12 protein-coding genes and 1 pseudogene are annotated in these 12,660 nt (G+C 39.8%); 5 read left to right on the forward strand and 8 right to left on the reverse strand.

From position 1 onward, the window contains the following. Positions 1-83 precede the first annotated feature (83 nt). Positions 84-968, forward strand: coding sequence for a patatin-like phospholipase family protein (locus tag ACZ43M_RS19890; RefSeq protein ID WP_464504247.1), 885 nt, complete (start codon positions 84-86; stop codon positions 966-968). Positions 969-993: 25 nt separating this feature from the next. On the opposite strand, the gene ACZ43M_RS19895 is transcribed toward ACZ43M_RS19890, so the two are convergent. Beyond that, positions 994-1,383, reverse strand: coding sequence for an SA1362 family protein (locus tag ACZ43M_RS19895; RefSeq protein WP_464504248.1), 390 nt, complete (start codon positions 1,381-1,383; stop codon positions 994-996). Between the two features lie 56 nt (positions 1,384-1,439). Next, positions 1,440-2,384 (reverse strand): DUF1385 domain-containing protein, encoded by a 945-nt coding sequence (locus tag ACZ43M_RS19900; protein WP_464504249.1) that lies wholly within the window; start codon positions 2,382-2,384, stop codon positions 1,440-1,442. 219 nt (positions 2,385-2,603) lie between these two features. Here ACZ43M_RS19900 and ACZ43M_RS19905 point away from each other — a divergent pair, with 219 nt between their 5' ends. The 3 genes from ACZ43M_RS19905 to efp all read left to right on the forward strand — a co-directional run bounded on the left by ACZ43M_RS19905 (position 2,604) and on the right by efp (position 4,818). Next, on the forward strand, positions 2,604-3,098 hold the full coding sequence (locus ACZ43M_RS19905) for a YqhR family membrane protein (RefSeq protein WP_464504250.1): 495 nt from the start codon (positions 2,604-2,606) through the stop codon (positions 3,096-3,098). 79 nt (positions 3,099-3,177) lie between these two features. Beyond that, complete coding sequence (locus tag ACZ43M_RS19910) at positions 3,178-4,239, forward strand: M24 family metallopeptidase (protein ID WP_464504251.1); 1,062 nt, start codon at positions 3,178-3,180, stop codon at positions 4,237-4,239. A 21-nt stretch (positions 4,240-4,260) separates the two neighbouring features. Beyond that, positions 4,261-4,818, forward strand: coding sequence for an elongation factor P (efp, locus tag ACZ43M_RS19915; protein WP_464504252.1), 558 nt, complete (start codon positions 4,261-4,263; stop codon positions 4,816-4,818). Between the two features lie 41 nt (positions 4,819-4,859). Here the strand turns inward: efp and ACZ43M_RS19920 are convergent, their stop codons facing one another. The 4 genes from ACZ43M_RS19920 to copZ form a co-directional block, all read right to left on the reverse strand. Continuing rightward, entirely contained in the window at positions 4,860-6,209 is a 1,350-nt protein-coding gene (locus ACZ43M_RS19920; protein ID WP_464504253.1) for a sensor histidine kinase, read from the reverse strand. Between the two features lie 29 nt (positions 6,210-6,238). Next, positions 6,239-6,925, reverse strand: coding sequence for a response regulator transcription factor (locus tag ACZ43M_RS19925; protein ID WP_464504254.1), 687 nt, complete (start codon positions 6,923-6,925; stop codon positions 6,239-6,241). A 112-nt stretch (positions 6,926-7,037) separates the two neighbouring features. Further along, positions 7,038-9,452, reverse strand: a complete 2,415-nt coding sequence (locus ACZ43M_RS19930; protein ID WP_464504255.1) for a heavy metal translocating P-type ATPase — start codon at positions 9,450-9,452, stop codon at positions 7,038-7,040. Between the two features lie 64 nt (positions 9,453-9,516). Continuing rightward, positions 9,517-9,723, reverse strand: a complete 207-nt coding sequence (copZ, locus tag ACZ43M_RS19935; protein WP_464504256.1) for a copper chaperone CopZ — start codon at positions 9,721-9,723, stop codon at positions 9,517-9,519. Positions 9,724-10,028: 305 nt separating this feature from the next. On the opposite strand from copZ, the gene ACZ43M_RS19940 reads away from it, so the two are divergent. Further along, a complete protein-coding gene (locus tag ACZ43M_RS19940; RefSeq protein WP_464504257.1) occupies positions 10,029-10,289 on the forward strand; it encodes a hypothetical protein in 261 nt (86 codons plus the stop codon). Positions 10,290-10,343: 54 nt separating this feature from the next. Here ACZ43M_RS19940 and ACZ43M_RS19945 read toward each other — a convergent pair. After that, a pseudogene (locus ACZ43M_RS19945) lies at positions 10,344-11,462 on the reverse strand (hypothetical protein); the annotation flags it as partial. A gap of 59 nt (positions 11,463-11,521) precedes the next feature. Next, positions 11,522-12,457: a restriction endonuclease gene (locus tag ACZ43M_RS19950; RefSeq protein ID WP_464504258.1), complete on the reverse strand. Its 936-nt coding sequence runs from the start codon at positions 12,455-12,457 to the stop codon at positions 11,522-11,524. Positions 12,458-12,660: the final 203 nt, after the last annotated feature.

Here is a 12,660-nt window from a genome sequence, read left to right on the forward strand (position 1 = left end):
AAAATTGTGCTTGTCAAAGGTACTATTTCCGTATGTTTCCGCTTAAAGATGTATCAATAAGTACATCATTGGGAGTGGCTGCCATGAACATTGACGGTGTATTTTCAGGTGGGGGTATCAAAGGGTTTGCTCTCATAGGAGCTTTAGACGAAATAGAAAGCCGGGGATTTCAATTTGTCAGGGTGGCGGGAACGAGTGCCGGCTCAATTATGGCCGCTTTAGTTGCCGCTGGCTATAATAGTAAAGAAATTTATCAAATGATTGATGAGATTGACTTGATAAAGCTGCTGGATTCCAGGAAAACTTTTATTCCTTTTAAGTTTGCGAAGTGGCTGCTATTATATTGGCGATTGGGCCTTTACAAGGGAAATGAACTTGAGAAATGGATAAGAGGCAAATTGGCGGATAAGGGGCTGCGTACATTCTCCGATTTACCGGCCAATTCCCTTCGAGTGATTGGGTCGGACCTTTCGAATGGGCAGATGATCGTGTTTCCGGATGATTTGCCCAAGTACGGCATTTCACCAGGCTCATTTTCTATTGCGAAAGCGATTCGGATTAGCTGCAGCATTCCCTATTTTTTTGAGCCAGTCCGGATGCGTTCACCTGATGGGGCCAATATTGTAGTAGATGGCGGAGTCCTGAGTAATTTCCCGATGTGGCTGTTTGATATGGATCATATAAAAAAACTTAGGCCTGTGCTTGGAATTAGGTTAAGTTCTAGCGAGTATGAACATGAAAAGCATAAAATTAACAACGCAATTGAACTATTCGGGGCCTTATTCGAAACGATGAAGGACGCACATGATTCAAGGTATATATCAAAGAAACATGCGCAAAATATTATTTTTATCCCGGCTGAAGGGATTGTGCCAATAAATTTTAATCTTACAGAAGAAAAGAAATTAGAATTGTTGGACCTCGGCAGAAACCATGCCAAGAAATTTTTGAATCGTTGGGGATATTGAAGCATAAGCAAAAAAAATCGAGCGCCTAGAAGGACGCTCGATTTTTCTTTTTTCCCTTTTTCCCGTCAATAACCGTTAGGTGAGCAGGAGGTTTCTTTTTGGTCTTATTTTTCTTCAATGTTGATAATGTACCAAGAGCAGAAGTTTTTGCGCTAGTCTCTCCACCCTTATGCTGTAATCGTTTCTTTGACCTTTTGGCCGCTTTAAGAAATGCCCGCTGCTCCCTTTTTTGAGGGCTTGAATTTGAAAACTTCCGAACAACGAAAAAAATAACCAAGCCAATCAAGGCGAAGATAATTATATTCTGTGTAAACTCGGCAGGATTTGAAGTAAACTTAGTGAAAATACCCAATAACGCAAGAATAATTAGTCCCACAACGACCAATGTGGATGTTCGATTTTTCAAGAAAGCCACCTCCCTAAGAGCATCATAAGCATTTTTTTATTCTTTTAAACACGAAAAGGAAAGATTTAGACAATTTCTTCTGTTTTAGTGAACCGCGTTGTCTCCGCCTCTCTTCTAAGCAATTCTTTAAAGGAAAGAATTGCTACCTCCACTTGTTCATCATTCGGTTCCTTTGTCGTTAACAGCTGCAGCCAAAGCCCTGGAAGTCCTAAATATTTCAGGACGGGAATATCCCGTAATTTGTTCGTAAATTGCAGAACTTCAAAAGCAATTCCAAGTACGACAGGGATTAACAAGAGCCGGTCAACAATCCTTAACCATAACGGGCTTGTTGGTACTAATAAATAGACAAACATCCCGACAATAACCGTAAATAGAATGAAACTGCTGCCGCACCGATAGTGAAGCCGAGAATGGGCCTGCACATTTTCCACGGTTAACTCGGCACCTGATTCAAAGGTATTAATAACTTTATGCTCAGCACCATGATATTGAAACACTCTTTTTATTAAAGGTGTCAATGACACAAAATAAATATAGGAAAGCAGGAGGATTAGCTTAAAAGTACTTTCTACCATTACCTGCGCAAAGTCTGAAGGAAAGATGGGTTTTGTTAATTCTGCCAAAAATACAGGAATTAACGTAAATGCAAACTTTCCGAATAGGAAGGAGATAACTCCGATTACAGCGACCCCTAGGTACATCGACAATTTGGATACTTCTTTTTCTTTAAGCGTATCATCCTCTTTGGGATCGAGATCGAAACGTTCTGTGGAGAAATTTAAATGCTTGGATCCGTTTGCACTTGCTTCAATAATCGCAATGATTCCTCGCAAAAACGGAATTTTTTTCAATGATGTTAAAGAGGGATTGCTTTTTCGCGGTAAATGGAAATATTCAACAGACTGGTCCTTTCTGCGAATTGCAGTAACATAATGATGCTTCCCGCCAAACATAACCCCTTCCACAACGGCTTGACCGCCATAAACCGGTTTTTCTGAATTAGACATGTAGTTTACACCAACCTATAACAAAGTAGCACAATAAAGATGATATTTTATCTGTATGTACTTATTTTTATTCTACTAGAAAAACGAAAAAACCTCTAGGAGATGGCTTAATATTTCCAATTATTATAGGAAAATTTTTTACATGTAAGAGCGCCGAAACACATGGACATACTAAAAGTGGTATTTATTTCACTATATCAGCTAGAGGAGGTTATTATTATGACAACGCAAGATATAAAGAATTATCCAAAACCGATGCCCCTGCCATTAATGGTCTTTTGGACAGGATTATTCGGAGGACTGTTTTGGAGTACAATTGGTTTTATTGCCTACTTTTTTCACTTTACCGAAATTCGCCCAAATGTCCTTCTTGAGCCTTGGTTACTTGGAAAGTGGAAATATGCCTGGCAAGGGACAGTTGTTTCCATTATCATTCTCGGTATCCTTTCAGTCGCCGTGGCATTTATTTATTATGCCTTATTTAAAAAGCTAAACAGATGGTGGTATGGACTAGGCTATGGCATTCTCTTGTTTTTGATTGTATTTTTTTTAATAAATCCGCTTATCCCAGGGATAAAACCTATAGTTGATCTAAAACGAGATACCATTATTACATCTGTGTGCCTTTATATAATCTATGGGATATTCATTGGTTACTCCATCAACTACGAATATCAAAATAAAAAATTTGAACAAAAAGAGGCTTCGACTTAAGTTGTTATTAGTAGGTCACGGGAAGGTTGTGATAAAATAATTCTGTCTTGGCACGAAGGAGAAAAGGAGAGTTGAAACGATGGCAAAATTGGAAAAGTTGCGGAATAGTTTTGCAGAAAAGGGAATTGACGGATTCTTAATCACTAGTCCCTATAACCGCCGTTATATATCAAATTTTACAGGTAGTTCTGGCGTTGTTTTAATCAGTGCAGAAAAGGCATTGTTTATTACAGATTTCCGTTATATTGAACAAGCTAAAAAACAATGTGAAGGGTTTGAAATCATTAAATTCTCTGATTCCATTCCGGTAGAAGTAGCCCAACTGGCCAAAAACTTAGGTATTAAGAAGCTTGGCTTTGAAGAGGATGATCTCACATACTCCTCTTATACAGTATATGATAAAGAAGTCGAAGCTGAACTTGTTCCGATTTCCGGGGTGATTGAAAAGTTACGCTTGATAAAGACCGATGCAGAGATTAAGATATTAAAGGAAGCCGCGGATATTGCCGATGCTGCATTTAAGCACATTCTGGATTTTATCGCTCCAGGCAAAACAGAGCTTGAAGTTTCCAATGAGTTGGAATTCTTTATGAGAAAAGCCGGTGCAGCGTCCTCATCGTTTGATACCATTGTTGCCTCCGGATATCGATCTGCACTGCCTCATGGTGTGGCAAGTGACAAGGTCATCGAGGCGGGGGATTTTGTTACCCTTGATTACGGTGCCTATTATAAAGGCTATGTTTCCGATATTACCAGGACGGTCGCAGTTGGAAATCCTAATGGTAAACTGAAGGAAATTTATGAAATCGTTCTCGAGGCCCAATTGCGAGGCATGGCTGGAATTAAACCAGGATTGACCGGAAAACAAGCGGATGCACTGACAAGAGACTACATAACAGAAAAAGGCTATGGCGAGTACTTCGGTCATTCCACTGGACACGGAATTGGCCTTGAAGTACACGAAGGACCTGCGCTTTCTTATAGATCGGATCTTGTTTTAGAACCCGGTATGGTAGTAACCTGCGAGCCGGGGATTTATATTCCAGGTCTTGGCGGTGTTCGAATTGAGGATGATTTACTCCTAACAAAGGATCATAACGAAACACTGACTCATTCAACAAAAGAACTTATTATTTTGTAAGGAACATAGGAGGATTATTACATGATTTCTGTTAACGACTTTCGTACAGGATTAACCATTGAAGTCGACGGCGGCATTTGGCGCGTTCTCGATTTCCAACACGTAAAACCAGGTAAAGGCGCTGCATTTGTTCGCTCTAAGCTGCGCAATCTCCGTAACGGCGCCATTCAGGAAAAAACATTCCGTGCTGGTGAAAAAGTAGAAAAAGCACAAATTGATAACCGCAAAATGCAATATCTTTATGCAAGCGGCGACCAGCACGTGTTTATGGATATGGAATCCTACGAGCAAGTTGAGCTTCCGGCAACCAGCATTGAATATGAACTGAAATTCTTGAAAGAAAATATGGAAGTCCATATCATGATGTTCGGCCATGAAACACTTGGAGTTGAATTGCCAACAACAGTTGAACTAGAAGTGACTGAAACTGAACCAGGCATTAAAGGCGATACTGCTTCCGGCGGTTCCAAGCCAGCAACCCTTGAAACTGGACTTGTGGTTCAAGTTCCATTCTTCATCAACCAAGGTGACAGACTGATTATCAATACTTCAGAAGCTTCATACGTATCAAGAGCGTAATACTAAAAAAAGCCTTAGACCTTCCAACGGTACTAAGGCTTTTAATTTCCTGCAATTTTTAAAAAATAAAGCGAAAATTTTGTACCGCTTCCTTCCCGACTTTCCACCTCTATTTGTGCATTGTGAAGCTGTAAAATATTTTTGACAATGGTTAGACCAATACCTGTTCCCTCAATTTCATTCCTGCTTTGATCACCGCGGTATAGGCGCTCGAAAATATAAGGCAAATCCTCTTTGTTGATTCCAATCCCAGTGTCGATGATTTCTACCACAATCTGCTGATGATTTTCAAATAAATTTAATTGGATCTTGCCCGCTTCATTCGTAAATTTAAGCGCATTTGAAAGTAGGTTGATAAAAACCTGTTTAATCTTATCTCTATCTCCGGTAATAAAATATCTTTGATTCCCTTGAATATGATAATCAATTTTAATTTTCTTTTTCTCTGCAGCAAGATAAAAATCCTTGCATATATCAGAAAGCAATTCATCTAGGACGATCGTCTCATAGTTCAATTTAGTGCTTTCTGCTTCAAACTGCTTTAGTGTATTTAAACTATTAATTAATTTGCCGAACCTGATGACTTCCTCATTCAAATAAACAAGTTTCTCCGTTGTAATTGGATAAACACCATCGATCATCGCCTCCAAATTATTTTGCAGGACATTTAATGGCGTCCGAATTTCGTGTGAGATATCCGACACCAATTTCTTACGAAGTGTATCCTGGTACTTTAATTTCCCAGCCAAGATGTTGACACTATTGCGCAAATCTTCAAGCTCTTGTATCTTGCTTTTTATAACCGATTTCGTATCAAAATTTCCTTTTGATAACCCGACCGAAAGCTTGGCGACCTCCTTAATTGGCAGCGAGAACTGTTTTGAAAAATAAAGACTTAACGTGCTAATGATAATAAGTGTCAGCGCAGCACTGGCAATGATACTTTTATTTATTGATGCTTTAAAGTTTTGATCCTCTTCTGTAAGCAGGACAGAGGTATATTGGCCAATATCGACGTAGCCCGCAATTTTCCCATTAGCTTTTAGTGTAAATGTTTTGGTGGTGTAGACACCTTCTTCCTGAACAGGCATCATCATTCCCATGTTTAACTGATTTTTTATATCATTGGGATCCATTCCCCAAACTAATTGTTTTTTGTCATCCTTCAGTGTTAAACAATAATTCCCCATATAGGCTTCGTGCATAAGCTCAATACCAGTATTTTGAGACCAGCCACCTTCCCGGTTATAGGCGTCCTCAAAATAGGATACAATTCGCTGATATCGTTTGTTTTGAATATCGACCATATATTGATTAAACTTATTTGAAACCGTGATATTAACAAATAGAGTAACTAGGGAAATAGCGGCAACGGTACAGGCAATAAACATTAGACTCAATCTCCTGGAGATAGAATGCACTACCACTCACCGCCAAATTTATAACCTGCTTTCAGCACTGTCACAATATATTTTGGATTTTTTGTATCAGTCTCGATTTTCTTGCGGATATTTTTGATATGAACATCGATGGTCCGGTCAAAGCCATCAAAATCCTCACCATAAAGCTTATTGATTAATTGCTCCCGCGATAACACTTTTCCTTTATTGACAGCAAGTGTCCAAAGAATATCAAACTCATTTGGGGTAAATGGAATTTCTCTGTCGATTATTTTTACCGATCGTTTCTCAAAATCAATCGCCAAATGCCCATCATCGAATACGGCACCCGAAGCACGGACTTTTCCATTTATCCGGCGAAAAAGTGCGTTTACCCTTGCGGTTAGTTCCCTTGGGCTATAAGGTTTAATCAAATACTCATCAGCCCCGATATTCAATCCTTCAATCCGATCATTTACTGCCCCTTTAGCTGTCAGCATAAAAATATGAACATCAGATGATTGCCGGAGAATTTTACAAACTTCCTCGCCGCTGATATCAGGCAGCATCAAATCAAGGATTACGAGGGAGATTGGATATTGATGAAAAAGGTCAATGCCTTTTACTCCTGTCCCTGCGCTGTGAACCTTATAGCCTTCCTTTTCTAAATAAGCAGTAATTACTCCTGATACACTTTGTTCATCTTCGACTAATAATATATGGTTCAAAATTCTCACCCAATTCAATTTGCGAGTCTATTTTATAAGATTAGTATACTAGCTAAAGATAGTGTAAAAGCAGTAAAAGGCTGACAATTATGTGTCAGCCTTTAATATTGGATTATAGTTTTACTTTTTGTAATCGTAGTGCATTAAGGACGACAGAAACAGAACTAAACGCCATCGCCGCACCGGCAACCCACGGAGCGAGGAATCCCAGGGCCGCAATCGGTATGCCAAGCGAGTTGTAGCCTAGTGCCCAGAATAGGTTTTGTTTGATATTGGTTATGGTTTTCTTACTCATAAAGATAGCGTCGGCAATACTGTTTAAATCACCACGTATTAACGTAATATCGGCTGCTTCCATGGCGACATCAGTGCCTGTCCCAATCGCCATACCGATATCGGCAACCGCAAGCGCCGGGGCATCATTTATGCCATCGCCGACCATGGCTACTTTCTTGCCTTGGGCTTGAAGTTTCTTAATTTCATCTGCTTTACCCTCCGGCAGCACTTCAGCTATGACATGGTCAATCCCAGCTTGGGCAGCAATAGCCTGAGCTGTTTGCCTATTATCACCTGTTATCATAATAACATCGAGCCCCATTCTTTTCAGACGGTCAATCGCTGTTCTCGAAGTTTCTTTTATGGTATCGGCAACTGCCACAGTTCCGGCATACTGACCATTTATCGCTGCCAGCATGGCTGTTTTTCCTGCCCTCTCCATTTCATCCATTTTACTAAGGGCATTTGAAATAGAAATATTGTATTTGTTCATTAATTTCCTTGTTCCAACAAGCACTTCTTTTCCATCGATCATCGCTCTAATGCCAAATCCCGGAATCGCTTCAAATTCCATTGCCTTCTTAAAGGTAATGCCTCTATCCTTTATCCCTTGAACAATAGCCTGTGCCAATGGATGCTCGGATTGTTTTTCAGCTGACCCAACCAAAGTCAGAAATTCTTCCTCAGTAATTGATTCGCTCGTCAGGACATCAGTTAATACCGGTGTACCATTTGTAACAGTCCCCGTTTTATCCAACACTACTGTGGAAATCCGGTGCGTCATTTCTAAATGTTCTCCGCCTTTGAAGAGAACACCGAATTCTGCGGACCGGCCGGAACCAGCCATGATGGAAGTTGGAGTTGCCAATCCAAGTGCACAAGGACAAGCAATCACAAGGACAGCAATCAATTTTTCCAAGGCCTCGGGGAAATTTCCCGGATCTGCGAATAGGTACCATATGATAAAGGTCAGAACCGCAATACCTACTACTACCGGCACAAATACACCGGAAATTTGATCAGCAAGACGCTGTATGGGGGCTTTTGATCCTTGCGCTTCCTCGACGACTTTAATAATTTGTGCTAACGCCGTATCTCTGCCCACTTTTGTGGCTTCGATTTTTAGGAAACCGTTTTTGTTTAGCGTTGCCCCAATGACTTCATCACCAATTTTCTTATCAACCGGAACACTTTCGCCAGTGAGCATGGATTCATCAATTGCCGACTGACCTTCAATGATTTTTCCGTCCACAGGGATCTTTTCCCCAGGTTTAATGTAAAGGATATCCCCAACGACTACTTCTTCAATTGGTACTTCGATTTCAACCCCATTGCGATTGACGATAGCAGTCTTAGCTTGCAGCCCCATCAGCTTTTTGATGGCTTCTGAGGAACGGCCTTTAGCCCTCGCTTCAAAAAGTTTCCCCAATAGGATTAAGGTAATCAGCACTGCGCTTGTTTCATAGTAAAGTTCAACCCCATGGGTACCTTTCCCAATGGACATAAGCGATAGGTACAAGCTGTAAAAATAAGCAGCAGAAGTCCCTAAGGCGACAAGCACGTCCATATTTGCGCTTTTATTTTTCAAAGCCTTATAGGCACCGATATAAAATTGACCGCCAATTATAAACTGCACTGGAGTGGCCAGCGCCAGTTGGACCCACGGATTCATAAATGCATCTGGTACCCAAATAAATGAGGTGAACGAAAAATGACCAACCATTGCCCATAGCAACGGAAACGAAAGAATGGCTGCAAATATGAACTTTTTCGTTTGTTTTTCTATCTCTTTTTGGCGATGGTCTGCAGTTTCCTTAGATTCTTCTTTAAGATGTGCCCCATAACCGAGGTTCTCTACTTTTTTAATAATGTCACCAGGCGATAGGGCAGATCCGTTAAATTCAACCGTTGCTTTTTCCAACGCAAGGTTAACGTTGGCCCTGACGACACCGTCAAGTTTATTAAGGCCTTTTTCGATTCGGGCCGAACAAGCAGCACAGGTCATGCCAGTTATATCGAACTCGGCTTTTTCCGTTACCACGTCATAGCCCAAGTCCTTGATTTTCTTCTCAATATCCTCAACCTTGATTTGGGCTGGATCATATTTAATTGCAGATTTCTCTAAGGCCAAATTGACAGTTGCCGACTCAACTCCTGACAATTTATTTAAACCTTTCTCAATTCTGGCAGCACAAGCGGCACAAGTCATGCCAGATATTTGCAAACTGGTTTCTTTCAAAGCTTGACTCATAGCAAGCCAACTCCCTTATAGACAGGATTTATGATTGTACCAAGGAATCAGCAGTTTAGAATTATTACACAACATCGTAGCCTTGGTCATCGATTGTTTCTTTGATTTGCTCTAAACTTACTTGCTGAGGATTAAACTCGACATCCACTGTCGCTGCATCCAGGTTTACCTTTACGGCATTAACTCCGTTAAGCGTGCCAACACTGCCCTCCACAGCCTTCACACAGTGGCCGCAAGACATTCCTTTTACGTTTAATGTTACCTTTTCCATTCTAATCTTTCCTTTCGTTGTTGGAGTTTGATATACATTGCTTCCTCTTTTATCCTACTATACCCCCCTATCCTATGTAAAGAGGTTTAAAACACATTTTCTTTTTTTCGAAAAATGTTCACTAATGAGGCAGAGGAATCTGATAAAAGAGTAGCATAACGAAATGAAGACGATTTGAAGATTGTTGATTTTTCATATTTTAGACAAATTCTATGCTGATTTTTTCACATAAATAAATATTTTCATATGGTCTTCATATTTTAGCGGTATCCTAATGCCAGAAATAATGAAAGGAGTAATTCCACATGAAAAAATTAGCAGTAGGATTGTTTAGTGCAGCTTTAATTCTTGGCGCGGGAACAGCAGTTTTTGCGGCAGGTAATAACGGTGAAAATGGTGGATTGAAGTTTGAAGAAATGCTGCCTTTTATGCAGAAGATGCATCCAGATTCCTCAAAGGATGAGTTAAAAGAGATGTATAAGGCTTGTCATGGTGAAGGCGGGATGATGGACGGCGGAACCAACAGTCCAAATGCTGAAGCTCAAAGTACCATTAATAGCTTTTAAATAGTTATGTTCCTATAAAAAAGCCAAGAGCATGCTCTTGGCTTTTTTACAATCTTATAAACCACACTTTAATTGAGCCCCACAGTTAGTACATGTATTGCAGCCGCCCATTTCTTCTACTTTACCTTTGCGGCATACCGGACAAGTATTGCCAACTTCCGATCCGATTGTAACATCCGTAGAACGTAGGTCGGTAATGGTGTCAACTAAGACCACATGCGGCTTTTCTTCTTTATCAAAAATTGATAATTGTTCACCAGTGTTTTCTTCTGCTTTTAATGTTAAAACCTGAGAATCGCGTGAACCGTCCACATAGACAGTCCCACCTTTTGCACCGCCGCGGTACAGGCGCTCGTATACTTTTTGAACCTGCTCAACACTGTAGCCTTTCGGTGCGTTTACGGTTTTACTGATGGAACTGTCAATCCAGCGCTGGATGACACATTGGACATCAGCATGTGCCTCAGGAGCAAGATTCATAGCTGTGACGAACCAATTTGGCAGGTTATTTGGATCCGCTTCAGGATTTTGATCTAAATACTCTTGAACGATATCTGCTTTCACTTCGATAAATTTGCCAAGACGCCCGCTTCGGAAATAGGAGAATGAGAAGTAAGGCTCTAATCCTGTGCTGACTCCAACCATGGTACCAGTGGACCCCGTTGGAGCAACAGTCAGCAAATGAGAGTTTCTTATTCCGCTTTCCAAAATAGATTCACGGATATCTTCCGGCATTTTCATCATAAAACCGGTATTAATGAAAGCCTCGCGTAGACGGTCAGTTTCTTCTTTTGTATCAGCAGATAAGAATGGGAAGCTTCCTTTTTCTTTTGCCAATTCAATTGATTCTCTGTAGGCAGTAGTTGCAATCGTTTCAAACACTTTATCTACTAGTTCATTTCCTTCCGGTGAACCGTACTCTGTTTCACAGTAGATAAGGAGGTCATGCAAGCCCATTACGCCAAGACCGACACGGCGCTCACCTAATGCTTGTTTCTTATTTTCTTCCAAGAAGTATGGAGTAGCGTTAATGACGTTATCCTGCATGCGGACACCTACTGCTACTGTATTTTTCAGCTTTTCAAAGTCTACTGTTTTGGTTTCCTTATTAGCCATTTCTGCAAGATTAACCGCAGCAAGGTTACATACAGAATATGGTGCGAGTGGTTGCTCCAATTTGTTATCCTATTGGTTTTTTATCCAATAGTTCTTACAGTTCAATTTCTGTAAGTTCAGCATATATTTTCAATACACACTTGTTTCATGAATTTAAGCAATTCTTTTCTTCCACGATCTTCTCCAAAAACAGATTTTGAAATGACTCTAAGGTCTTTAACTCCAAACTGTTTTTGAATATCTTCTAATAAGGGCTTAATAGTGGTTTTAATTTTATTTAAGGGTGTTGCAAGAACAATATCCCTATTTTCCTTGGACCATTGAATGATGTATTCTTTTATATCATGATGAACGTTTAATCTATTTTCTACATAAATTTCTGTGGCCACTTTTATTGCATCTTTACCTGCACATGATTGACTGCAAAATTTTTGATGTGAGGATTCAATAACTGTAAATTCTTGTCCGCATTCCTCACAAAATCTGGTCAGTCTTGGCTTTTTCAATTTTCCTTTTTGCGCCAAGCCGGATTTTCTTAATCCCTCAAGCATCCTTTTTTTTGCAGTACTCTCAGTAGCCCATAACATTTTAGTATGCTCGCCAATTCTTTTTTTCGAATCCTTACTATGCTTAAGATTAAAATGACCGTTTAATTCACCAAACGCCGCCTTATTAATGGTGGTATCATTTGAATTTATCCACTCATCTATTGTAGAAGTTAATGAAAATGGTAACTCTTTATAAATCTTAAGCAAATCTTCATAAGAAATCAGTTCGCATTTTATTTGGTATTTTTCTTCAATGGTTTTCAGGTCTTTTCTTGCATTGTTTTTTGCTTCTTGATTTCTTGATTTTATTTCCACTATTTTTTCAAGCTTATTACTTTTATCGTAAAAGAAAAAATCTGGCTTATATAATTTATAACCTAAGTCAAAGACTTTATCCTCATAACCCCACTGGATTAATGAAAAATCAAGGTACTTACAATATGCGTATTCATATGAACTTCTTAAATAATGTCCTTTATAAAAACCCGCATACCCTCTATTCATCTTAACCACCTTAATTATCAATCTTTAATGACTAGGTTTAGTGTGTAATGTTGCGGCCTCGTGGATGGATTATATTCTGCAAGCGCAGGTTCACCATCTATGCGTTGCCCCTGACCAGACTTTTACATCCAGCCTTCGGTTCGGATTAGCATCTCAGCCTTCCCGCTTTATTCCGCAATTTTTAACGTGAGGCAAACTTAAGC

This window comes from Neobacillus sp. B24 (assembly GCF_055381825.1).